Here is a 22,452-nt window from a genome sequence, read left to right as displayed (position 1 = left end):
CAATTCACCTCTTCAGACGTTCTTAAATTGCCGCAAAAAACGCAAATCGTTGTTGTAGAAATGGCGAATGTCGTCAATGTCATATTTCAACATCGCAATCCGTTCCACACCGATCCCAAACGCAAAGCCGGAATAACGTTCCGGATTGTAACCCGCTTTTTCCAGCACGTAGGGATGAACCATTCCGGCCCCCAAAATTTCAACCCACCCTTTTTCAGGATGATAAATGTCCACTTCGACACTCGGTTCGGTGAACGGGAAGTAGCTGGGACGCAAACGGATCTCGGTTTCCTCGCCAAACATTTTCTCGATAATGGTCAACAGCACGCCGTTTAATTCGCTCATGGACACCCCGCTGTCCACCACAAGCCCCTCTATTTGCGTAAACTGATGCGAATGCGTGGCATCGTCGTCATCGCGCCGGTACACCTTTCCAGGAGCAATAATCCGCACCGGAACCCGTCCTTCTTTTTCCAAAAGGGTTCGAACCTGTACCGCGGATGTATGGGTCCGAAGCAGAATTTCCGGAGTGATGTAAAAAGAGTCCTGCATGTCCCGGGCCGGATGCCCTTTCGGCAAGTTCAACATTTCAAAGTTAAATTGATCAGTTTCCACTTCAGGGCCCTCCGCAATTTCAAAGCCCATTCCGACAAAAATGTCTTCCATTTGTTCAATGATCAGTTGCAAAGGATGCAACGTCCCCGGTTCGGGTTTGATCCCGGGCAAAGAAACATCAATCACTTCCCGGTTGATTTGTTCCTGAAGAACCGCTTCTTCCAATTCTTTCTCTTTTCCCGCAATCAACTCTTCCAGATATCCACGGACTTCATTGGCCATGCTTCCAATCACCGGACGCTCTTCGGGGGGAAGATCTTTCATACCCCGGAGCACTCCGGTCAATTCGCCCTTTTTTCCGAGATACCTCACTTTCAATTCACGTAATTCATCCAAGCTTTGCGCCTGATGAATGACCGAAGTCGCCTCTTCTTTCAAGACTTCCAATCGCTCACGCATTGTTCGATCTCCTTTCGGTAAAAACTGTCGTCAATGGCACCACAAATGGTATCAAATGAAAAGATAAAATAGAAAATTATTCCATAAACAAAAAAGACCTCACGCCCAAAGGGACGAGAGATCCGCGGTACCACCCTTTTTTGAGAAGGAAACATCCTTCTCCGCTTCTTTGCAATAACGGTCATCAACCGGTCCCCCCTACTCCATCGTTCAGGGGTCAGCTCCGGAGTGAATTTCAACAGCCGGTTCCTTAGAAATGCTTTCAGTCACGGCATTTCCTCCCTGAAAGGTCGTACTGCCTACTTGTCTCCTTCACAGCCGTTTATGGATATGATTTTTCTGCGGAAAAATTATTTTATATTATAATCGAACTCTCCATTTCCCCGCAAGGAGCCTTCGCGAATTCGTTCATACATGAGTAAAGCGCCGGTGACGGAAACATTCAGTGATTCCGTTCCGCCGGGCATGGGGATGGTCACATGGTCATCCACAAATTCCTCCAAGCGGCGATCCACCCCCCGCCCTTCATTTCCCAACAAGATGGCAACCCGGGACGGAAACGGATAATGAAAATAAGAGCGGGTTGCATGCGGAGAAGCGTTCACAACCGTCACGTTCCGATCCTTTAAAACGGGGATGACCGCACTTAAATCTTCCTGCCATAACGGCACTTTGAAAATGGCCCCCATCGAAGCCCGGATCACTTTGCCATTGAAAGGATCCACGGTCCCTTTGCCCAAAAAGATCCCGTCCATGCCCGTTGCTTTGGCAGTCCGGATCAATGTGCCCAAGTTTCCCGGATCCTGAATGGAATCCAAAAGCAAGAAAGTGTTCCCGCCTTTGGTTTGTTTCCACACTTCATCCAGCGACCAACGGGGGCAACGGACCACCGCCATGATTCCCTGGGGAGTCGTGGTCTCTGCCAGCTGTTGAAACAAAGACGAAGGCAATTCAAACACCGGAACATTCTCAGGGATCTTTTTCAACCAATCTGCCGTTTTGTCCTTCGCAGCTTCGGAAAAAATCACGGCTTGAAAAGCCATTTTTGCCCGCAACGCTTCTTCAAGCAAATGTTCCCCTTCGATCAGTAATGCGTCTTGCTGCTTTCTTCCTTTTTTGGTTTTCAGCTTTTTCCATTGTTTCCACTGTCGGTTTTCCGAAGATGTAATCCGTTCCATCTTTTTCATTTGGCATGCTCCTGTAATTTTTGCAAATCTTTGTTGTGTCCGATCACGACCAGAACGTCTCCTTCATGAATCGCATCGGTGGCCGAAGGCGCAATGTTAAAGGTGTTTCCCTTTTTGATGGCCATCACGTTGCAACCAAACCGGGCCCGGATATCCAATTCTTGCAACGTCTTCCCGGAAAAAAAGTCCCGGGCGATAATTTCAATGATGCTGTAGTCATTGGATAACTCAATATAATCCAGGATATTCGGGGAGATTAAACTGTGCACCACCCGAACGCCCATGTCTCTCTCCGGAAAGACCACCCGGTCGGCCCCGATTTTGTCCAACACCTTCCAATGCAATTCGTTGATGGCTTTGACCACCACCTGTTTACAGCCGATTTCTTTGAGCAGCAAAGTCGTTAAGATGCTTGACTGAATATCGTTTCCAATGGCCACGATGACCACGTCAAAATTGCGAATCCCCAAGGATTTGAGTGCATTTTCATCGGTGGTGTCCGCCTCGACGGCATGGGTGACGATTTGCGACATCTCTTGGACACGGGAAGCATCTTTATCGATGGCCAAAACTTCGTATCCCATCTCGTGCAAAGTGCGCGCCATCGTCCCTCCAAACCTCCCCAGCCCGATGACAGCAAAAGTTTTGATTTCCAATCGTTTGTCCACCTCTTTCTCCCATAAAAGCTGGCGCCGCAACTTTTTCATCCATTGTTGGATAATGTTCCATAATCCGCACAATCTATATTCAAAAAGGAGGATTATACACATGAATTTTGACATCCGTGGTGCAGTGATTCACAACATTCATAACATGAATGAAGAAGAACTGCAAGAATTGGTTGTTGACTCCATTCAACAACGTGAAGAAAAGTTGCTTCCGGGTCTGGGGGTTTTATTTGAAGTCATCTGGAAAAACAGCACGGAAGAAGAACGCCAGGAAATGATTGAAACCCTGCGTGAATCCCTTTCCAAACAATAATGCCCCAAAATAAAAAAAGCCTGTTCTTTAAAAAAAGAGCAGGCTTCTGCATTGTTCCTCACCAGAAGAAACCGCCGCCATATCCGCCGAATCCGCCAAAACCGCCGAATCCGTAGAATCCCCAAAAGCAAACAAAGAGGATGAACAGAATCACCAGGATCGCGATCAAAAACCACTTCGATCCCAAACCGTCATAGTGATCGTAGGGACCACTCGCCAATTTCCGTTTCATAGGCTGTCTCCTTTCATTTGCCTATCTCTCACTACTTTATGTATCAAAAGACAGGAAAGAAATGGACAAATCCCTAAAAAAACAGCCTAATTTACTCAAAATGGTTCCGTGCCCCCCACAGGAACCCGGTGATGAGCAGAAAAGCCACCAAGGCCAAAAATGGAATGGTGACGAAACCAAACCAATTGATATACATTTGCTCACAGGGAACGCCAACCCGACAAGCAGCAACTTCGGAGAGAAACGGAACTTTTTGTTTGAGATAATGGAAAAGCGAAATGCCCGCCCCCAATACGGTAAGCGGCAACACATAAGGAATGATGCCCCGGTCATTCCGGTAGGAGGCAATGCCGAGAAGGATCACCAGCGGATACATCAAAATCCGTTGCACCCAACACAACGTACAGGGAATAAATCCCAATATTTCACTGAAATAGAGGCTTCCCAATGTCGCGATGAGTGAAACGAGCCAAGCAAAATAAATCCCGTACGTTCTCACCAGACGCATCCTTCACTTCTCCTTGTTTGCCAGCTCGCTGTCGATCATTTTTTTGAGGGCTTCATAATCCAGTGCATTTTCCACTTTTTTTCCGTTGACGAAAACCGCCGGCACCGATTCAATGTTTAATTTTTTTGCTTTGTTGTTGTCTGCCGTCACTTCATTTAAATACGTTTTGTTATCCAAGTCTTCCCGCACTTTTTTTGCATCCACTTCGGGAATGTTTTGTTCAATCAATTGTTCCAAAAAGTCCGGAGTGGCCCATTTCACGGATTCATCTTTCTGATGGTTGTAAATGGCGTCATAAAACTTCCAATAAGCTGCGGGATCTTGTTGATAGACGGCTTCTCCGGCCATTCCCGCTGTGATCGAATCTTCCCCGATAAACTGGTAATTGGTGAAATACATCTGCACTTTGCCGGTATCGATATATTCTTTTTTCAATTTGGGATAAACGGTGTCATGAAACACTTTGCACACCGGGCACTTATAATCGCCAAACTCCATCAACTTGACAGGGGCATTGTCATCGCCAATCGCCGGCTGGCCGTCGTATTCAACCGGAAGCACACGGGCCGTCTCTTCGCCGGGATTATCCTTCCCCGCGAAAGAATTGATGATGGCAAAAACACCCAATCCGATAAAAACAACCAAAACCGTCACCATGGTAATGGTGCTCATCCGGGTCTTTTTCTTTTTTTTATGCGCATTGGCCATAAATCAAGTCACCTCCCTCATCGATTTTACAATAAAAAGAAAGAAAGTTCATTCCGTTTTCTTGGACGGGCAACCCTCCCTCTTTCCGGCAGGTTTTGCAGCTTTATTCTTTTGTTTCCCTTGTGTTACAATGCGATGGGAAAGATCAGGACAGAAGGAGAAGCACCATGAAACAGATTGCACGCGCACTCACCATCGCCGGCTCCGACAGCGGCGGGGGCGCCGGAATTCAAGCAGATTTAAAAACATTTCAAGAGCTTTATGTATTTGGGATGAGCTCAATTACGGCCATCACAGCCCAAAACACCCTCGGGGTTCAAAAGGTGGGTGTGGTGGATCCCGATCTGGTTGCCAAACAGATCGACTCCGTTGTCACAGACCTCGGAGTGGATGCAGCCAAGACTGGCATGCTCGCCAATGCGGAAATCATCGAAGTGGTTGCGGCCAAAGTCAAAGAACACCAAATCGGTCCCTTGGTCATCGACCCCGTGATGGTTTCCACCAGCGGACATCAACTGCTCACCGAAGACGCCCGGGTGGCGATGAAGAAAAAATTATTGCCGCTGGCAACCCTTGTCACTCCCAATTTGCATGAAGCGGAAATTCTTGCAGGCCAACGGATCACCGGCTGGGAAGACCGGAAACAAGCAGCCCGGAAATTGGTGGATGAAGGAGCCAAAGCAGTGATCATCAAGGGTGGACACGGCAAAGAAGAAGAGGCGATCGATTTGTTGTATGACGGAAAAGACTTTGTCTCCTTTTCATCGCCTCGCTTCAAGACCAAAAACACCCATGGAACGGGTTGCACCTTTTCGGCAGCCATCACCGCTTATTTGGCAAAAGGAGAGTCTTTGCATGAAGCCGTCCGTCAAGCCAAGAATTTTATCACTGCTGCAGTCGGAAATCCTTTGATGCTCGGAAAAGGAAACGGCCCAACCAACCACTTTGCACACCGCCTGAAGGAGGAATACCAATGAAATGGTCTGGCGACGTTCTGTCGGTTTATTTCATCATGGGCAGCCAGGATTGCTCCGGCCGTTCACCGGAAAGCATTCTGGAGGAGGCTATTCAAGGCGGCATCACTTGCTTTCAGTTCCGGGAAAAACATCCGGATCTTCACATGCACCAAGTCGTGGATTTGGGATTTCGCCTGCGCGCCATTTGCCAAAAACACCAAATTCCTTTTATTGTGAATGACCGTGTCGATTTGGCCCTCATCCTGGAAGCGGACGGAGTGCACATCGGCCAGGAAGACCTGCCTGCTTTCCATGTCAGAAAGTTGATCGGCAAAGAGCGGATTCTCGGGGTTTCCGCCAAAACCGAAACCGAAGCACTGGAAGCTGTACAAAACGGAGCCGATTATATCGGCGTCGGGCCCATGTTTGCCACAAAAAGCAAATCCGATGCCGGACATCCCGTCGGGCCTGAAACGATTACCCGCATCCGCCGTGTCGTCGGGAAAACCTTTCCCATTGTGGGAATCGGCGGCATTAACCGGCAAAATGCGCGGCAGGTCCGGGAAGCAGGAGCAGACGGGGTCGCCGTCATCTCCGCCATTGCACAAAGCCGGTCACCCCAACAGGCCGCGGAAGACTTGAAAAACGGATAAACCAACAATATTAAAAAAACACAAGATATTATTCTTATATTTCTAAAAATTATATTTACACATATAATAATATTATTATATAATTGGGTAGAGAACGCTCAAATCTCTTCCAATCTCACTTCCACTTTCCGTGAAGGAGGTGCGCCAATGCCTTCGCTCATCCTCTCGAAATGCGACAAATGCGGAACTCCGGATTGCAAATGCCCGGATTGCGACTGTAAAAAATAACAAATCCTCCCATGGCCAGTCCTTCAGGGCTGGGTTTTCTTTTAATAGAAATACTTTTGATAAAAAATACATGCGTTAGACAAAAATATAAAAGTATTATAACTTAGTAGATGATTACAGCAGCTGGGCATTCCACATTAGGAGGGAAACAAGTTGAAAAAGAAAGCACTCATTCTCTTCCTCATCACCCCTTTATGTGTGTGGATATTTCCTTCCATGACTTTCGCATACAGCTTTACGGGTGACAAATTATGTGATTATTATTATGTATACTATCGCTGGGGCGGACACATCACGAATGAACATCAGGAAGCTTCCAAAAAAGCGATTCAAAGCTGGAATGAAGCACAGGACAAACGCCGTTTTGTGCAAGGCGATTCCTCCGCAACCGGAGTGGTCGATTCTTATTACTCCAGCACAGATGGTTATTTTGGCTATTCTTACTGGCAAACCGGCGTGGGTTCCTGCATCAATTCCTGGGTGGCAAAAATGAATACATACTATGAGTCCAATAACGACTCCCAATTTGGGCAAAGCGTCCTGGGCCATGAAATCGGGCACATTCTCGGTTTGGCGCATACCAATTGGACATCCCTGATGAATACGGAACGTGACCGGTTTCATACATATACCCCGCAGACCGACGACATCAACGGGGTAAACAATTTATATGAGTGAAACTTCCTGGCTTAAAGGAGGATTTTCATTGAAGTGGAAAAAAATCTCTTTTCTGTTTACAACCGTCTTTCTTCTCTTGGCTGCCGGCTGTATGCCCGGTGACAAAAAAGAAGAAGTGAACATGGGCATGCATGTCGATTTGGCTATGGCAAACAATTTGCCGGCCATGATTGATCAAGCCCCCGTCATCGTCCTCGGCGAGTACAAGGGAATGGACCGGGTGGAAAACGGGGCACGGAATCCGAAAAATCCGGCACTCCCTTCCGAAAACACCTATCATGAAGTGCAAGTGTACAAATTTCAAGTCGATCGGGTGCTCAAAGGAAAACTGGAGCAAAAGAACATCGAAGTCGGCATTGCCCACAAGCTTCAACTGCAAACCAATGATGACCAAAAAATTGAAATCATCCATCCTCTTTACACCCAACCGGAGAATAACCAAAAATACATTTTATTTCTGAATCACCCGGACACGTACACCCGGTACCACACGTTTCGGTTTACACCGCATTCCATTAAATTGGACAAAAAAAATATTGCCCATTTGGTCATGCCTTCCATGAAACTGCAAAAACAACGAGTGGAAACGCAAGATCAAATCTTCCATATCAACATTGACGGTTTTCCGTCCGATTATCATGATCAAATCACAGGTAAACCTTTATCTTCCCTCTTTGATTTGATCCGTTTGGAATCAAACCCGAAATAAATAAGCACCCTGAGGGCAAAAAGGCTTATTGGATTGATTTTGGACAAGCGAACGTGACACTCGCTTGTTTTTTTTATTTTGTCTTTCAGAGATTTCAAGACGAGACGTCGAAATATTTTGATATAATAAATTTGCGAAACATTATCAAACAATTGAGAGGAGATGGATTGTGAAGCGATTGGTTCTGTTATTGCTTTCATCTTTGATGATCGCTTTCACATGGTATCCGATGGCTGAAGCCCGCACTTCCAGTCAAAGTGAATTCCGGGGGGTTTGGATCGCCAGTGTCACAAACATCGACTGGCCGTCCAATCCATATCTGAGTGCGGAAGAACAAAAGAACGAGTTCATCACGATTCTGGAAGAGTCCAAAAAAATGGGGTTAAACGCGGTGGTGGTGCAAATCCGTCCGACAGCGGACGCTTTTTATCCCTCCCAATGGAATCCGTGGTCAAAATATCTGACCGGGGAACAAGGAAAATCCCCCGGCTATGACCCGCTGGCCTTTATGATTGAAGAGGCCCATGCACGAAATCTGGAGTTTCATGCCTGGTTCAATCCCTACCGGGTGAGCATGGACACCCGACTGGATCAACTGGTTCCGGATCACCCGGCGCGAAAAAACCCGAATTGGGTGGTTTCTTACGGGGGAAAACTTTGGTTCGATCCGGGTATCCCCGCTGTCCAAGATCATATTGTGGACAGCATCATGGAAGTGGTCCGCAATTATGACATTGATGCCGTTCATTTCGATGATTATTTTTACCCGTATCCTGTGCAAGGACAAGACTTCCCGGATGATGAAACCTACCAAACTTACGGACAAAATTTTCCGGACAAAGGAGACTGGCGGCGGCATAATGTCAACACCCTCGTCCAGCGCGTCAGCCAGGCCATCAAAAGCGAAAAACCGGGTGTGAAGTTCGGCATCTCTCCGTTTGGCATCTGGAAAAACAAATCAAGTGATCCGACCGGCTCCGACACGAACGGATCCGAAAGCTATTTCACGGTTTATGCCGATTCGCGCACATGGATCCGGCAAGGATGGCTTGATTACATCGCCCCGCAAATTTACTGGAACATCGGCCATCCGGCCGCCGACTATGCCAAGTTGCTTGCATGGTGGTCCGGTGAAGTGGCGGGAAGAAACACTCATTTATATATTGGACATGCCGCCTACAAGATCGGCAATGATAACGAAGCCTGGGACAACCCGGAAGAAATCCCCAACCAGATCAAAATGATCCGGCAAAACGCGTTTGCAAAAGGAAGCATTTTTTTCAGTTACAAAGACTTAAATGCCAATCGTCTCGGCATCAAGGACCGCCTGGCAAACGATCTGTACCGGGAACCAGCCGGGATCCCGTCCATGCCCTGGTTGGACAGCACATCGAAATGATTTAAATTCCATTCAAAAAAGCCGGCAATGCCGGCTTTTTTCACTTTCATCTTCTTTAATTCGCTTGGGACAACACCGGAGAACACCGCTTCAGTTCTTCCACGACCAAATCTCCAAATTCCTCCGTATCCACCGCCATCGTATCCGGTTTTGCCAAATCCGGCGTCAGGTACCCGTTAGCAAGAACCGTTCGCACGGCCTGCTCCACTGCCTCAGCCGCTTGGTGGAAACCAAATGAAAATTTCAACATCAATGCAGCAGACAATATCGTCGCCGCCGGATTGGCCACTCCCTGTCCGGCAATGTCGGGGGCGGAACCATGAACCGGTTCATACAAACCAAAGGAATCTTCACCCAGGCTGGCCGACGGCAACAAACCGATGGAACCGGAAAGAATGGCGGATTCATCACTTAAAATATCGCCAAACATGTTTTCAGTCACCAGCACATCAAAAGAAGACGGGCGCAGAATTAATTGCATGGCGCAATTGTCCACCAGCATGTGTTCCAAGGTGACATCCGGGTATTCTTCCGCCACTTTTTCGGTCACCTCCCGCCATAACCGGGAACTTTCCAACACATTGGCTTTATCCACGGATGTCACTTTTTTCCCCCGCTTTCTGGCAATTTCAAATGCTTGCCGTACAATTCGTTCAATTTCGTATTCATGATACACCAGCAGGTCAGTGGCCACTTCGCCCTGTAACGTTTGCGAACGGGTCTTCTCTCCAAAATAAATGCCGCCGGTCAATTCGCGAACCACAATGAGATCCACGTCTTTCACCACATCGAACCGCAAAGAGGAATTTGTGTTTAATCCTTCAAACGCCATGACCGGACGCAAATTGGAAAACAAACCGAGTTCTTTTCTCAGTGCCAGCAAAGCCTTTTCCGGACGCAGTTCAGCCGGATACCGGTCCCATTGGGGTCCCCCGACCGCCCCGAGCAAAACCGCATCTGATGCTTTGCATAATTGCAACGTTTCATCGGGGAGGGGAGTGCCCACCCGGTCGATGGCCGTCCCCCCCACCAAGCTGTATTGAAATTCAAAGGCGCAACCATACATCCGTTCCACTTGATACAAAACCTTCACAGCCTCTTCCACAATCTCCGGACCGATTCCGTCTCCCGGCAATACAGCCACTTTTTTCTTTGCTCCGCTCATCTCTGTCCACTCCTTTATACTGTCGTCACTGCTGTTTTCTCGGCAGGATAATCTCCTTTGCGACGAATCAGACGGTTGATCGCATCCAGGTACGCCCGGGCACTGGCCTCCAGCACGTCTGTGCTCACACCTCTGCCTCTGACATAAAGCTCGCCTTGTCTCAACTGAACACTCACTTCACCCAGCGCATCTTTTCCTTGCGTCACTGAATGGATCCGATAATCCTCCAAAGACACTCTCTCCTGTGCAACCCGGTCAATGGCTTTAAAGATGGCATCCACCGACCCGTTCCCGCAGGCCGCTTCAAAGAAGGTTTTGCCATCACTTTCTCTTTTGATCTTAATGCTTGCCGTCGGAAGAGACGGATTGCCGCAGGTGACCTGCAATGATTCCATCACATAAAAGTCCTGTGCATGCACCAGTTTTTCTTCCACCAATGCAATCAAATCATCATCGGTGATTTCTTTTTTGCGGTCGGCCAACTCTTTAAAGCGTTCAAACAACGGATTGACTTGCTCCTCTTTCAGCTCAAACCCCAATTCCACCATCTTCGTTTTGAAGGCATGGCGGCCGGAATGTTTGCCCAACACCAGACGGCTTTCATTTAACCCGACGCTTTCCGGAGTCATGATTTCATAAGTTTCGCGGTGTTTCAGCATGCCATCCTGATGAATGCCCGACTCATGGGCAAACGCATTGGTTCCCACCACCGCTTTGTTTCCCGGAACCGGCATGCCGGTCAATTTGCTTACCATCCGGCTGGTGCGGTGAATTTCTTTTAAATTGAGTGTCGTTTGCACGCGGTAATAAGCTTCTCTTGTTTTCACAGCCATGGCGATTTCCTCCAAAGCTGCATTTCCCGCCCTTTCACCGATCCCGTTGATGGTGCATTCCACTTGGGACACACCGGCCTCAATCGCTGCCAGACTGTTGGCCACCGCCATCCCCAAATCATCATGGCAGTGCGCGCTCAACCGCACTTGATCCACCCGCGGCACCCGGTTGATCACTTCGCGGAACATATCCGCATATTCTTGCGGCGTCAGATAACCGACCGTGTCCGGCAGGTTAATCACCGTGGCCCCGGCTGAGATGGCAGTGTCAACCACTTCGCACAAAAAGTCGATTTCGGTTCTTCCCGCATCTTCTGCCGAGAACTCAATCTGTGAAAAATACTTTTTTGCATAGGTGATCGCTTCACGGATCCTGGTTTTCACCTGTTCTTTATCCATCTGCAACTTGTATTCCCGATGGATTGGAGAGGTTGCCAGAAATAGATGGAGATATGGGGATTCCGCCGCTTGTAACGCTTCCTTTGCAAAGTCGATGTCCCTTTTCACCGCCCGGGACAAACTGCAGACAGACGCATTTTTCACCACTTGTGCCACTTCTTTGACAGCATTCAGATCTCCTTTGGAGGAAGCGGCAAATCCGGCTTCAATCACATTCACCCCTAACTTTTCCAACTGAATCGCAATCTCCACTTTCTCCCGGGTGCTCAAATTGACACCCGGTGACTGTTCTCCATCGCGCAATGTCGTGTCAAAAATCATGACTGTACGCATACCCGCTTCCTCTCCTTTAAACTCTATTGTTTCACAGGCTCAGCTTTCGTCCAGACCATCAACTTTCTCAACTGACTCCCCACTTGCTCAATCGGATGCTCTTTCCCGGCTCTTCTCAACTCTGCAAACTCTTTTCGTCCATTCTCGTTCTCTTGGATCCACCGGCGGGCAAAGGTACCGTCTTGAATTTCTTTTAAAATTTCTTTCATGGCTTCCCGGCTGGGTTCTGCAACCACCCGTTTTCCGCTGACATAATCGCCGAACTCAGCCGTGTCACTGACCGAGTAGCGCATCTGGCTCAAGCCGCCTTCATACATCAAATCGACAATCAATTTCAATTCATGCAAACATTCGAAATAGGCGATTTCCGGTTGGTATCCGGCTTCCACCAGGGTTTCGAACCCGCTTTGGACCAGGCGGCTGACCCCGCCGCACAAAACGGCTTGTTCCCCGAACAGGTCGGTTTCGGTTTCTTCCTTGAAGGTGGTTTCAATCACGCCGGCTTTGGTGGAACCGATGCCTTTACAGTAAGCCAAGGCCATGTCTTTGGCTCTTCCGCTTGCATCCTGATAAACCGCGATCAGGGACGGAACACCAAATCCTTCTTCAAAAACTCTTCTTAACAGATGGCCCGGCGATTTGGGGGCAACCAGGATGACATCCACCTTTTCGGGCGGAACAATTTGTTTAAAATGAATATTGAATCCGTGTGAGAACATCAATACATTTCCCGGTTGCAAATAAGGGGCAATCTGTTCTTCATACACCTTTTTCTGAAGCTCGTCGGGAATCAGCACTTGCACAACATCGGCACGTTTGACGGCTTCATCCACCTCCAGCACTTCAAATCCGTCCGCGGCCGCCTGTTCCCAGGATTTCCCCTTCCGGAGTCCGATCACCACGTTCACTCCGCTGTCCCGCAAGTTTTGTGCCTGGGCATGCCCTTGGCTTCCGTATCCAATCACCGCAACCGTTTTCCCTTGCAACAAAGACAAATCCGCATCTTGCTCATAATACATTTTCGCCATTGTTCCATTCCTCCTTAATTAAAGTGAAACCATTTTGTTTTCAGACACACTGCCTCTGGAAATCGCCGTCACTCCGGTTCGGGCCACTTCCTGAATCCCGTAGGGACGAAGCAGTTCAATCATGGCTTCCAGTTTGAGCGGGTCACCCGTCACCTGGATCACCAGCGATTTTTGACCGACATCCACGATGTTTGCCCGAAAGGGTTCGATCACTCCGGTGATCTCGGCTCTGACCGACGGCGGTGCCGCCACCTTGATCAGGAGAAGCTCCCGTTCAACCGACTGGTCTTTTTCCAACTGTTCCACCTGGATCACGTCGATCAATTTGTTTAATTGTTTTGAAATTTGCGCGATGGTCGACGGGTTTCCCCTGGTGACGATCACCATGCGGGAGTAGGCCGGATTCTCAGTCTCCCCCACACTGATGCTTTCAATGTTGAAGTTCCTCTGCCCGATCATACTGGCCACCCGCGCCAAGACCCTGGGTTGATTGTTGACCAACACGGATAAAACTCTTCTCATCTCAACTCATCTCCCATCACCATCTCATCCAGACTCGATCCCGGACCCACCATCGGATAAACATTTTCATCCGGTTCGACCCAGAAATCGACCAACGCCGGTCCGGGATGATTCAGGGCCTCATTCCAGGCGGAGACGGCTTCTTCCCTGTTTTTAGCCCGCCAGGCCTTGACTCCGTAGGCATCCGCCAGTTTGACAAAATCCGGACCGCCTGAAAGATCAACGTCACAATAACGTTGCTCATAAAACACTTCCTGCCATTGCCGGACCATCCCCAAACACTGGTTGTTGATGATGGCGATTTTCACCGGAAGATTCAAAAGAGGAAGAAGCGCCAGTTCTTGGGCGGTCATTTGAAATCCCCCGTCCCCTGTCACGGCGATCACCGGGCGGTCCGGCACTCCCAATTGGGCCCCGATGGCTGCCGGAAAACCGAATCCCATCGTGCCAAGACCGCCGGAACTTAACAGCGAGCGGGGATGGTGGAACCGGTAAAACTGTGCGACCCACATTTGGTGTTGTCCCACATCCGTGGTTATGATCGCTTCCCCTTTGGTCGAGCGGTAGATTTCTTCAATCACCCACTGGGGCTTTAATGAACAGCCGTCGTCGCGGTAAGTTAACGGATATTCTTTCTTCCAAAAATCCAACTTCTCCATCCACGCTTTTGAATTGCTCCGCGGCACGTTTCGGTTCACCTTTTGCAAAACGGTTTTGACATCTCCGACCAGCGGGATCCAAGTCTCCACATTTTTTCCGATCTCCGCCGGATCGATGTCGATATGCACGATTTTGGCCCGTTTTGCAAATGTGTCGATGCGCCCCATGGTGACCCGGTCATCAAAACGGACGCCGATGCCGATCAGCAAATCACACTCCAACAAAGCGTGATTGGCGGTGTACGTTCCATGCATCCCCGGCATCCCCAGCCAATACGGATGGGTGCCGGGAAATCCCCCGATTCCCATCAAGGTTGTGGTCACCGGGATCTCCGATTGCTCGGCTAACTCCCTCAGCTCGTCGGCCGCACCGGATGTGACCACGCCTCCTCCTGCCAAAATCAATGGTTTTTCGGCTTTGGAAATGGCGTCGTAAAGTTGTTCAATCCGGGCTTGCTCAGGCTCTTCCGGAATTTTTAACCCGGGGATGTGGACTTCTTCCGGATAGGAAAGCGTTGTTTTCGCATTGGAAACATCCTTCGGAATGTCAATCAACACCGGTCCGGGACGCCCCGTTGTGGCAATTTTGAACGCCTCTTTCACAATCCTCGGCAACTGGGAAACATCCCGGACCAAATAGTTATGCTTGGTGATCGGCATCGTGATTCCCGTGATGTCTGCTTCTTGGAAAGCATCCGTCCCCAGCAAATCCTGGGCCACATTCCCTGTGATACAAACCAAAGGGACGGAATCCATCATGGCTGTTGCAATGCCTGTGACAAGGTTGGTTGCTCCCGGTCCCGAAGTGGCAATGACCACCCCGGGCTTTCCGGTTGCTCGCGCGTATCCGTCCGCGGCATGAATGGCTCCTTGCTCGTGGCGAGCGAGCAGATGTTGAACTTTTTCGTGATATAACGTGTCATAGATCGGCAGTACTGCTCCGCCCGGATAACCGAATATCACCTCTACTCCTTCCCGGATCAAACTGCGAAGCAAAATCTCGGATCCAGTCAGTTCCTCCCTCTTCTCTGCTTCTGACTCAACTGCCTCCGTCGTTCTGGTTTCCACTTGGGGAGCCAACGCTTGTTCCTCCTTTTCGGATGTAAATAAAAAAACCCGATTCACCCCACACGACAAGTGCATGCCGTCATTGGGACGAATCAGGTTCGTGGTACCACCCAATTTTACCGACTTTTCGCAAAGCCGGTCTCAATGGGTACAGACAAAACACCATGGCCTGTACCCTGTCGATAACGGGACAACCGGGAATGTACTACTCGATGCAAGCACATTGCATCTTTGGCCACCCGACTCCGAGGTGAGAGAATCATAAGCTCATGGTTCCGGTCTCAGCAAAATCCGGACTCTCTGTAACGCACTCGCTTATGTTCATTCCTCTTCATCGTCTCAATATACTGAATTATCAGGCTTGTTGTTGTTTTAAAACAGCCGCTTGAAAAACGGCAGAAATTTAGGAGACATCAGCGGTGAAGTTTTTTAAGAATTACAATTTCGACTATTTAGATGCTATTATAATCACCCTCTTCACAGGGTGTCAACCGGTTTTTCCGGGAAAATTCATTACAAATTTGTAATCGTTTGCAAATTTTTTAAATAAGTTGAATCACCTCTTTTTTCAGAAAGTGATTCAACCGTTAAAAATTCCTATACTTTTTTTAAAACAGCCCCGGTATTGGCGGAAGTCACCATATGGGCGTAACGTCTTAAAAAACGTCCCTCCACTTCGATGGAAGGTGCTTTCCATGCCGCTTTCCTTTTTTTCATCTCCTCATCGGAAACCAAAAGCTGAAGCGTTCCCTTATCCAAATCGATTTCAATTTCGTCTCCCGGCTCGACCCATCCAATGGGGCCTCCTTCTGCCGCCTCGGGAGAAATATGACCGATGCAAATTCCCCTCGTCGCCCCGGAAAAACGGCCGTCGGTGATCAACGCCACCTCTTTTCCGAGCCCCATTCCCATGATGGCGGAAGTCGGCGACAACATTTCCGGCATTCCCGGGCCGCCTTTGGGACCTTCATACCGGATGACGACAACATGTCCGGACTTCACTTTTCCCATGGCAATTCCGGCAATGGCCGAATCCTGGGAATCAAACACAATGGCTTTTCCCTTAAACCGGCGAATCGAAGGATCCACCGCCCCGGTTTTAATCACTGCACCGTCGGGGGCGAGGTTCCCGTATAAAATCTGCAGTCCTCCCGTTTCACTGTATGGCTTGTCAACCGATTTGATGACCGCGCGGTCTTTCACTTCCGTTTCTGCAATATTTTCACCCAGTGTTTTCAAGGTCACCGTCGGTCGATCCAGATTCAGCAACCCCCCGATTTTACTCAACTCATGGAGAATGGCCGAAATGCCTCCCGCCCGGTCCACATCTTCCATGTGCCAATTTCCCGCCGGGCTGACTTTACATAAGTATGGGACTTTTTTCGAAAGTTCATTGATGGACTTCAGTGGATAATCGATTCCTGCTTCGTATGCAATCGCCATGGTGTGAAGAATCGTATTGGTGGAACCTCCCATGGCCATATCCAACACCAGTGCATTATCCACCGATTCCTTGGTAACAATATCCCGCGGCTTCAGGTCCGCTTCGATTAAACGGAGAATTTGGCGGGCCGCTTTTCTCGCCAATTCATTTCGTTCCTCCGTACCGGCAAGGATGCTTCCGTTTCCCGGCAAAGCCAATCCCAGTGCTTCCGCCAGACAGTTCATCGAATTGGCCGTAAACATACCGGAACAAGACCCGCAGCTTGGACACCCAAACTGTTCCAACGTTTGCAATTCCCGTTCGTCCATTTTCCCGGCGTGATAAGCCCCTACTCCTTCAAAAACCGAAACCAGATCCACTTTTTCTCCCTGCGGTGTCACCCCGGCCCGCATCGGTCCGCCGCTGACGAAAATGGTCGGGATATTCACCCTCAAAGCCCCCATCATCATGCCGGGCGTAATTTTGTCACAATTGGGAATACAAATAAGCCCGTCAAACCAATGGGCCAACGCCACTGTCTCCACCGAATCGGCAATGATCTCCCGGCTGGGCAACGAATAGCGCATGCCGATATGCCCCATGGCAATACCATCGTCCACACCGATCGCATTAAATTCAAAAGGAACTCCGCCCGACTCCCGGACGGCTTCTTTCACCACTTCGGCAAATCTATTTAAATGCATATGCCCCGGAATGATTTCAACAAATGAATTGCATATGCCGATAAAAGGCTTGTCAAAATCTTCATCTTTCAATCCGGCTGCCCGCAACAATGCGCGGTGCGGCGCCCGGTCGATCCCTTTTTTAATTTTGTCACTTCGCATTGTTCTCCCCCTTTTTTGATTTTTCATATCAGTTTATAACAAAACGGGACGGATGTCACGACTAAAAAAGGGACCAAAAAACAAAAACAACAGAAATTTATGTTGTAAAATTGAAAGAGAATGGTTTATAATCATGACTAATATTTCACTTCATAAAACAAAATGGGGAATCCCATGAAGGAGAAAGTGATGTTGGACAGAATTGAAATGTCAATGGAATTGGAACAAGTGTTTCGCCTCATTTTACGACAAATCCGTAAAGATTTAACGGAAATTTGGGGAGATCAAATTAACGGGGCTGAATTCGGCGTGCTCAAAAAGCTCCATAAAAGCCCTCAAATCATCACAGCACTGGCCCAGGAATTTGATGTGTCCGTCAGCCACATCACCCATGTGGCGGATCAGTTGGAGAAAAAAAATCTGGTGTACCGGCAACGGTCGCAATTGGACAAACGCGTGGTCGAACTTCACCTGACGGATCAAGGCAAGGAGATGATTCAAAAACTTGCCGACCAAAAATCAGAATACTTTCGGAAAAAGTTTGAAAACTTGTCCACGGAAGAGTTGAAAACCTTGCTTTCCCTGTTGCATAAAGTCATTTAAAAAAACCCCCGGATGCCGGGGGTTTCTCCATCGATCAGTCCGTTATTTTGCGTTTTTGGCAACATTGACCAATTCAGCAAACGCTTTTTGGTCTGTCACGGCCAATTCCGCAAGAACTTTTCGGTTGATGTCCACGCCTGCCACTTTCAGGCCATGGATAAATTTGTTATAAGAAATGCCGTTCATGCGTGCGGCCGCATTAATGCGTGTAATCCACAATTTACGGAAGTCACGCTTACGTTGACGGCGGTCACGGTATGCATACATCAACGATTTCATGACTTGTTGTTTTGCCGTACGGAACAACGCATGTTTGGAACCAAAATAACCTCTAGCCAATTTCAGTACCTTTTTGCGACGTGCACGCGTCACGGTACCACCTTTCACTCTTGCCACAATAAATCCCTCCTGAAGTCTCTTTCTTTAGGCGTTTCTTACAGATAGGAAATCAACTGTCTGATCCGTTTTTCATCACCGGAGTGCATGATTGCACTTTTACGCAATTTGCGTTTGCGCTTCGGGCTTTTTGCCTCAAACAAGTGGCTTGTATACGCATGGGAGCGTTTCACTTTGCCGGTTCCGGTTTTCTTAAAGCGCTTTGCCGCAGCTTTTTTGGTTTTCATTTTTGGCATAACATTGTCCTCCTTCTACTGTTTCGGTGCTAAAATCATGATCATCTGACGGCCTTCCAATTTCGGAGCCCGTTCGATTTCCGAAAGGTCTTCCACTTCCTTTGCCATCCGGTCCAAAATACTGCGTCCCAATTCCTGGTGAGTGATTTCCCGGCCGCGGAATCGAATGGTCAACTTCACTTTGTTTCCTTTTTTAAGGAATTTTTTCACATTGCTTAATTTGGTTTTGATGTCGTTCTCTTCAATCGTCGGGCTGAGGCGCACCTCTTTGATTTGAATCGTTTTTTGATTCTTGCGTGCTTCTTTTTCGCGTTTGCTTTGTTCGTAACGGTACTTTCCGTAATCCATGATACGGCAAACCGGCGGTTTTGCCTGCGGGGCAACATTCACGAGATCGAGATTGGCTTCTTGTGCAAGCTGCAAAGCCTCACGGATGGGTTTGATTCCCAATTGCGTACCGTCAACGCCGATCAGGCGAACTTCCCGAGCACGAATCGACTCATTGACTTGGTGCTGATGTTCCTTGCTGATACCTGCCACCTCCGGAAAAAAATTGAAAAATAAAAAAGTGTAAGCGCAGAAAACGCCCACACTTTGCTTCCAATATCCAACAGGAAAATCAGTTGCATCAGAACCTGCCAACTCCGCGTTGACCAGGTGAGAAGCGGGCGCTTCTTCTTGCATGACAAAAATATACTATCACAGAAATAAAACCCGTGTCAAACGTGACGCACGATTTCAAAACGGCCACTTTGAATATATTCTTTTCTCCGGGATCCGTCAAACGGAAAATAAAGGGAAAAGTTTTGTCCGTTTTGTCACCTTTTTCACAGGAGTTTGTCAGTAAAAAAATGTATACTGAAGTTGAGTTCATTGCAATGAAAGGGTGAAACCATGGCTGACCAAACCAGGCAAATTCCGGCGGACGAAAAGAAGACCACAGCATGGATCGTCGCATTGACCATCATCATCAATGCCATCATCGTCGTCCTCTTTTTCATGCCGAAATACCAAGGGTTCGATCATGTGGATTTAACGTTTTTGCCCATGTTAAACGCGATTTTCAACAGCTTTACGACGGTGTTCCTCATTACCGCATTATATTTCATCAAGAAAAAAAATATACGCATGCACCGTCGTTTTATCTTTGCCGCCTTTGGTTCGACTGCTCTTTTTTTGATCACTTATCTGGTTTATCATTCGTTGGCGCCTTCCACTTCTTACGGCGGCGAAGGGTGGATCAAAATCATATATTACTTCATCTTGATCACCCATATCGTTCTGGCCGCCCCCACCGTGTTTCTGGCCCTTTTCACGATGGTTCGCGGCCTGAAGATGCAGGTGGAAAGGCACCGGAAAATCGCACGCTGGACCATGCCGATTTGGCTGTATGTCAGCATCACCGGCGTGCTGGTGTATTTGATGATTTCCCCTTATTATTAAAAAAAGCACCCCCTTCACCAAACGGGGTGCTTTTTTCATTGTCATTTTTTCTCTTTGATTTCGGACACCAATTGTTCTATCACTTCATCCAGCAGCTTGGCCCCGAGGTCCCCTTCGGTCCGCTTCCGGACAGCCACGGCGTCGGCATTCATTTCTTTTTCACCGATCACCAGCATGTAGGGAACTTTTTGCACCTGGGCTTCCCGGATTTTATAACCCACTTTTTCATCACGGCCGTCCAGTTCCGCGCGAATTCCCGCATCCCGTAACCGGGCCGTCACTTGTTCAGCGTAGTCATTGAACGCGCGGGAAATCGGAATCACCTTGGCTTGAACCGGAGCCAGCCATAACGGGAAAGCACCGCCATAGTGCTCGACCAATATCCCGATAAAGCGGTCAATTGATCCGTAAATGGCTCGGTGAATCACCACCGGGCGATGCCGCTCATTGTCTTCCCCGACATAGGAGAGATCAAATTTCTCGGGCATTTGGAAATCCAATTGGATGGTGGCGCATTGATGGCTCCGCTTCAAAGCATCCCGGATATGGAAATCGATCTTCGGACCGTAAAACGCACCGTCCCCCTCATTGATCCGGTATTCGATGCCGGACTTATCCAACACGTTCTGCAGCGCGGATTCGGCTTTTTCCCACAGTTCGTCCGAACCCATTGAATCTTCGGGACGGGTGGAAAGCTCGATGGAATAGGGGAAACCAAAAGTGCTGTAAATCTGATCCACCAGTTGAAGCGCGGCGGTCACTTCTTCTTCGATCTGATCCGGCCGCACAAAGATATGTGCATCATCCTGGGTGAAAGTCCGGACCCGGAGCATGCCGTTTAAGGCTCCCGACAACTCGTGGCGATGCACTTGCCCGAATTCAGCCAGGCGAAGCGGCAAATCCCGGTATGAGCGGATATCATGTTTAAATATCAGCATATGTCCGGGACAGTTCATCGGTTTGACGGCAAAAGCGGATTCATCCACATTGGTGAAGTACATGTTTTCCTTGTAATGGTCCCAGTGTCCCGATTGTTCCCACAAGCGCTGGTTCATGATGAGCGGAGTGCGGACTTCTTTGTAACCGGCTTTGATTTGCAAATCACGCGAGTATTGTTCCAATTCATTGCGCAAAATCATCCCGTTCGGCAAATAAAACGGCATGCCGGGGGCTTCCTCCGAGAACATGTATAAGCCGAGTTCTCTTCCCAGTTTCCGGTGATCCCGCTTTTTCGCTTCTTCCAGGAAGTTCAGATGTTCCTCCAACTGGGATTGTTTCGGCCAGGCCGTCCCGTAAATCCTCTGCAACATCTGGTTGTCCGAATCCCCGCGCCAATAAGCTCCGGCAATGCTTAATAATTTAAACGCTTTAATCTTTCCGGTGGACGGCAAATGGGGACCGCGGCACAGATCAAAAAACTCGCCTTGATGATACATGGTGATCACTGCATCTTCCGGCAGGTCACGAATGATCTCCAATTTCAGATGATCCCCGGTTTCTTCATAAATCCGGATGGCTTCCTCCCGGGAAACGACTTTTCGCTCAATCGGCAAATTTTCTTTGACGATTTTTCTCATCTCTTCTTCGATCTTGGGCAGGTCCTCCGGCGTCAAACGAACCGGCAAATCCACGTCATAATAAAATCCGTCTTCAATCACCGGGCCGATCCCCAGTTTCACATCCGGATACAATCGTTTCAACGCCTGCGCCATCAAGTGAGCGGTGCTGTGGCGGTAAACTTCCAAGCCTTCCTCATCTTCCAAAGTCAGAACTTGGATTTCGGCACCGTCCGGCACTTCTCTGGACAAATCCACCACTTGGCCGTTGATTTTGCCGGCAACAGCCTTTTTGGACAAGCTCCGGCTGATGGAGTCGGCAATCTCCCCAACCGTGACGGACGATTCATACTCACGAACGGAACCGTCCGGGAATTTGACACTGATGCTCATTTCCATCTCTCCTTTTTTCATCTTCAATAAAAAAAGCCCCTCCCATAAAGGGACGAGCTGGTCGTCGCGGTTCCACCCTTTTTCAACCTGAAACAGCCGGACCAGGCTGTTCAAGGTTCTCTCATCTCAATAACGGCGAGTCCCGGCAACAATTACTGGCATCCAAGATGCGTTCCTTGTTGCAGCTCTGAGGTGGTAAGCATTTTCCGATTGGGTTATGGAGGCTTCCAGCCGCTGACCCCCACTCTCTGAAACCGTCGGAGATGCCCGTGTCCTCATCATTGCTTTCGGATAAAA

At 48.7% G+C, this 22,452-nt stretch carries 24 protein-coding genes and 2 other annotated features; of the genes, 8 read left to right on the top strand and 16 right to left on the bottom strand.

The window, feature by feature from the left end:
• Positions 1-12: 12 nt before the first annotated feature.
• The 3 genes from pheS to ATH33_RS01110 form a co-directional block, all read right to left on the bottom strand.
• Positions 13-1,014, bottom strand: coding sequence for a phenylalanine--tRNA ligase subunit alpha (gene pheS, locus ATH33_RS01125; RefSeq protein WP_037993383.1), 1,002 nt, complete (start codon positions 1,012-1,014; stop codon positions 13-15).
• 106 nt (positions 1,015-1,120) lie between these two features.
• Positions 1,121-1,339, bottom strand: a binding site (T-box leader).
• 25 nt (positions 1,340-1,364) lie between these two features.
• Positions 1,365-2,201 (bottom strand): TrmH family RNA methyltransferase, encoded by an 837-nt coding sequence (locus ATH33_RS01115; protein WP_052186612.1) that lies wholly within the window; start codon positions 2,199-2,201, stop codon positions 1,365-1,367.
• Positions 2,198-2,908 carry a potassium channel family protein gene (locus ATH33_RS01110; RefSeq protein ID WP_049720019.1) on the bottom strand — a complete coding sequence of 237 codons (711 nt, stop codon included), beginning with the start codon at positions 2,906-2,908 and terminating at the stop codon, positions 2,198-2,200. The genes ATH33_RS01115 and ATH33_RS01110 overlap by 4 nt, the downstream gene beginning before the upstream one ends.
• A 61-nt stretch (positions 2,909-2,969) precedes the next feature.
• On the opposite strand from ATH33_RS01110, the gene sspI reads away from it, so the two are divergent.
• Entirely contained in the window at positions 2,970-3,182 is a 213-nt protein-coding gene (gene sspI / locus ATH33_RS01105; protein WP_037993387.1) for a small acid-soluble spore protein SspI, read from the top strand.
• A 58-nt stretch (positions 3,183-3,240) separates the two neighbouring features.
• Here sspI and ATH33_RS01100 read toward each other — a convergent pair whose 3' ends face one another.
• The 3 genes from ATH33_RS01100 to ATH33_RS01090 all read right to left on the bottom strand — a co-directional run bounded on the left by ATH33_RS01100 (position 3,241) and on the right by ATH33_RS01090 (position 4,630).
• Positions 3,241-3,414: a hypothetical protein gene (locus ATH33_RS01100; RefSeq protein ID WP_231564556.1), complete on the bottom strand. Its 174-nt coding sequence runs from the start codon at positions 3,412-3,414 to the stop codon at positions 3,241-3,243.
• A 91-nt stretch (positions 3,415-3,505) separates the two neighbouring features.
• Positions 3,506-3,922, bottom strand: a complete 417-nt coding sequence (locus ATH33_RS01095; protein WP_037993390.1) for a disulfide oxidoreductase — start codon at positions 3,920-3,922, stop codon at positions 3,506-3,508.
• Positions 3,923-3,925: 3 nt separating this feature from the next.
• Entirely contained in the window at positions 3,926-4,630 is a 705-nt protein-coding gene (locus ATH33_RS01090; protein ID WP_082240556.1) for a DsbA family protein, read from the bottom strand.
• A 167-nt stretch (positions 4,631-4,797) separates the two neighbouring features.
• On the opposite strand from ATH33_RS01090, the gene thiD reads away from it, so the two are divergent.
• From thiD to ATH33_RS01065, 5 genes are all read left to right on the top strand, one after another.
• Positions 4,798-5,607, top strand: a complete 810-nt coding sequence (thiD, locus tag ATH33_RS01085) for a bifunctional hydroxymethylpyrimidine kinase/phosphomethylpyrimidine kinase (protein ID WP_037993393.1) — start codon at positions 4,798-4,800, stop codon at positions 5,605-5,607.
• Positions 5,604-6,239, top strand: coding sequence for a thiamine phosphate synthase (gene thiE / locus ATH33_RS01080; RefSeq protein ID WP_037993394.1), 636 nt, complete (start codon positions 5,604-5,606; stop codon positions 6,237-6,239). The genes thiD and thiE overlap by 4 nt, the downstream gene beginning before the upstream one ends.
• A 381-nt stretch (positions 6,240-6,620) precedes the next feature.
• Positions 6,621-7,145 (top strand): matrixin family metalloprotease, encoded by a 525-nt coding sequence (locus ATH33_RS01075; RefSeq protein WP_037993397.1) that lies wholly within the window; start codon positions 6,621-6,623, stop codon positions 7,143-7,145.
• Between the two features lie 28 nt (positions 7,146-7,173).
• Complete coding sequence (locus ATH33_RS01070) at positions 7,174-7,854, top strand: hypothetical protein (RefSeq protein ID WP_037993398.1); 681 nt, start codon at positions 7,174-7,176, stop codon at positions 7,852-7,854.
• Between the two features lie 169 nt (positions 7,855-8,023).
• Complete coding sequence (locus ATH33_RS01065) at positions 8,024-9,253, top strand: glycoside hydrolase family 10-like protein (RefSeq protein ID WP_374057892.1); 1,230 nt, start codon at positions 8,024-8,026, stop codon at positions 9,251-9,253.
• Between the two features lie 55 nt (positions 9,254-9,308).
• Here the strand turns inward: ATH33_RS01065 and leuB are convergent, their stop codons facing one another.
• The 6 genes from leuB to ilvD form a co-directional block, all read right to left on the bottom strand.
• Positions 9,309-10,418, bottom strand: coding sequence for a 3-isopropylmalate dehydrogenase (gene leuB / locus ATH33_RS01060; RefSeq protein WP_037993402.1), 1,110 nt, complete (start codon positions 10,416-10,418; stop codon positions 9,309-9,311).
• A 14-nt stretch (positions 10,419-10,432) separates the two neighbouring features.
• The gene (locus ATH33_RS01055; protein ID WP_049719798.1) at positions 10,433-11,983 is read right to left on the bottom strand and encodes a 2-isopropylmalate synthase; all 1,551 of its coding nucleotides are present in this window, start codon (positions 11,981-11,983) and stop codon (positions 10,433-10,435) included.
• A 23-nt stretch (positions 11,984-12,006) separates the two neighbouring features.
• Entirely contained in the window at positions 12,007-13,011 is a 1,005-nt protein-coding gene (ilvC, locus tag ATH33_RS01050) for a ketol-acid reductoisomerase (protein WP_062842877.1), read from the bottom strand.
• An 18-nt stretch (positions 13,012-13,029) separates the two neighbouring features.
• Entirely contained in the window at positions 13,030-13,533 is a 504-nt protein-coding gene (ilvN, locus tag ATH33_RS01045) for an acetolactate synthase small subunit (RefSeq protein ID WP_037993408.1), read from the bottom strand.
• Complete coding sequence (gene ilvB / locus ATH33_RS01040; RefSeq protein WP_121873952.1) at positions 13,530-15,335, bottom strand: biosynthetic-type acetolactate synthase large subunit; 1,806 nt, start codon at positions 15,333-15,335, stop codon at positions 13,530-13,532. Before ilvB ends, ilvN begins: the two co-directional genes overlap by 4 nt.
• A gap of 522 nt (positions 15,336-15,857) precedes the next feature.
• Positions 15,858-17,528, bottom strand: a complete 1,671-nt coding sequence (ilvD, locus tag ATH33_RS01035; RefSeq protein ID WP_121873951.1) for a dihydroxy-acid dehydratase — start codon at positions 17,526-17,528, stop codon at positions 15,858-15,860.
• Positions 17,529-17,720: 192 nt separating this feature from the next.
• Here ilvD and ATH33_RS01030 point away from each other — a divergent pair, with 192 nt between their 5' ends.
• Positions 17,721-18,131: a MarR family winged helix-turn-helix transcriptional regulator gene (locus ATH33_RS01030; RefSeq protein WP_165489704.1), complete on the top strand. Its 411-nt coding sequence runs from the start codon at positions 17,721-17,723 to the stop codon at positions 18,129-18,131.
• Positions 18,132-18,173: 42 nt separating this feature from the next.
• Here ATH33_RS01030 and rplT read toward each other — a convergent pair whose 3' ends face one another.
• Genes rplT through infC form a run of 3 tightly spaced genes read right to left on the bottom strand, consistent with a single transcriptional unit; the run spans position 18,174 to position 19,303 of the window.
• A complete protein-coding gene (gene rplT / locus ATH33_RS01025) occupies positions 18,174-18,527 on the bottom strand; it encodes a 50S ribosomal protein L20 (protein WP_037993413.1) in 354 nt (117 codons plus the stop codon).
• Between the two features lie 38 nt (positions 18,528-18,565).
• Positions 18,566-18,763: a 50S ribosomal protein L35 gene (gene rpmI / locus ATH33_RS01020; RefSeq protein WP_037993415.1), complete on the bottom strand. Its 198-nt coding sequence runs from the start codon at positions 18,761-18,763 to the stop codon at positions 18,566-18,568.
• 15 nt (positions 18,764-18,778) lie between these two features.
• Positions 18,779-19,303, bottom strand: a complete 525-nt coding sequence (gene infC / locus ATH33_RS01015; RefSeq protein WP_181732024.1) for a translation initiation factor IF-3 — start codon at positions 19,301-19,303, stop codon at positions 18,779-18,781.
• A 16-nt stretch (positions 19,304-19,319) separates the two neighbouring features.
• Positions 19,320-19,449: a sequence feature (ribosomal protein L20 leader region), on the bottom strand.
• 208 nt (positions 19,450-19,657) lie between these two features.
• On the opposite strand from infC, the gene ATH33_RS01010 reads away from it, so the two are divergent.
• Complete coding sequence (locus ATH33_RS01010) at positions 19,658-20,206, top strand: DUF420 domain-containing protein (protein WP_037993416.1); 549 nt, start codon at positions 19,658-19,660, stop codon at positions 20,204-20,206.
• A gap of 41 nt (positions 20,207-20,247) precedes the next feature.
• On the opposite strand, the gene thrS is transcribed toward ATH33_RS01010, so the two are convergent.
• On the bottom strand, positions 20,248-22,155 hold the full coding sequence (thrS, locus tag ATH33_RS01005) for a threonine--tRNA ligase (RefSeq protein WP_181729130.1): 1,908 nt from the start codon (positions 22,153-22,155) through the stop codon (positions 20,248-20,250).
• Between the last annotated feature and the right edge of the window lie 297 nt (positions 22,156-22,452).

It is taken from the genome of Thermoactinomyces vulgaris, from assembly GCF_003688725.1.
Taxonomy (GTDB): Bacteria; Bacillota; Bacilli; order Thermoactinomycetales; family Thermoactinomycetaceae; genus Thermoactinomyces; species Thermoactinomyces vulgaris.
The sequence above is the reverse complement of the archived record's forward strand: the minus strand, read 5'-3'. Positions and strand labels throughout refer to the sequence as shown.

Bases quoted from the DNA above. Each gene is read 5' to 3' on its own strand.
- ilvC (WP_062842877.1), bottom strand. From the start codon at position 13,011: ATGGCGAAAATGTATTATGAGCAAGATGCGGATTTGTCTTTGTTGCAA.
- sspI (WP_037993387.1), top strand. From the start codon at position 2,970: ATGAATTTTGACATCCGTGGTGCAGTGATTCACAACATTCATAACATG.
- ATH33_RS01110 (WP_049720019.1), bottom strand. From the start codon at position 2,908: ATGAAAAAGTTGCGGCGCCAGCTTTTATGGGAGAAAGAGGTGGACAAA.
- leuB (WP_037993402.1), bottom strand. From the start codon at position 10,418: ATGAGCGGAGCAAAGAAAAAAGTGGCTGTATTGCCGGGAGACGGAATC.
- pheS (WP_037993383.1), bottom strand. From the start codon at position 1,014: ATGCGTGAGCGATTGGAAGTCTTGAAAGAAGAGGCGACTTCGGTCATT.
- thiD (WP_037993393.1), top strand. From the start codon at position 4,798: ATGAAACAGATTGCACGCGCACTCACCATCGCCGGCTCCGACAGCGGC.
- ATH33_RS01010 (WP_037993416.1), top strand. From the start codon at position 19,658: ATGGCTGACCAAACCAGGCAAATTCCGGCGGACGAAAAGAAGACCACA.
- ATH33_RS01100 (WP_231564556.1), bottom strand. From the start codon at position 3,414: ATGAAACGGAAATTGGCGAGTGGTCCCTACGATCACTATGACGGTTTG.
- ilvN (WP_037993408.1), bottom strand. From the start codon at position 13,533: ATGAGAAGAGTTTTATCCGTGTTGGTCAACAATCAACCCAGGGTCTTG.
- ATH33_RS01055 (WP_049719798.1), bottom strand. From the start codon at position 11,983: ATGCGTACAGTCATGATTTTTGACACGACATTGCGCGATGGAGAACAG.
- ilvD (WP_121873951.1), bottom strand. From the start codon at position 17,528: ATGCGAAGTGACAAAATTAAAAAAGGGATCGACCGGGCGCCGCACCGC.
- ATH33_RS01090 (WP_082240556.1), bottom strand. From the start codon at position 4,630: ATGGCCAATGCGCATAAAAAAAAGAAAAAGACCCGGATGAGCACCATT.
- thrS (WP_181729130.1), bottom strand. From the start codon at position 22,155: ATGAGCATCAGTGTCAAATTCCCGGACGGTTCCGTTCGTGAGTATGAA.
- ATH33_RS01095 (WP_037993390.1), bottom strand. From the start codon at position 3,922: ATGCGTCTGGTGAGAACGTACGGGATTTATTTTGCTTGGCTCGTTTCA.
- thiE (WP_037993394.1), top strand. From the start codon at position 5,604: ATGAAATGGTCTGGCGACGTTCTGTCGGTTTATTTCATCATGGGCAGC.
- rpmI (WP_037993415.1), bottom strand. From the start codon at position 18,763: ATGCCAAAAATGAAAACCAAAAAAGCTGCGGCAAAGCGCTTTAAGAAA.
- ATH33_RS01115 (WP_052186612.1), bottom strand. From the start codon at position 2,201: ATGAAAAAGATGGAACGGATTACATCTTCGGAAAACCGACAGTGGAAA.
- ilvB (WP_121873952.1), bottom strand. From the start codon at position 15,335: ATGCACTTGTCGTGTGGGGTGAATCGGGTTTTTTTATTTACATCCGAA.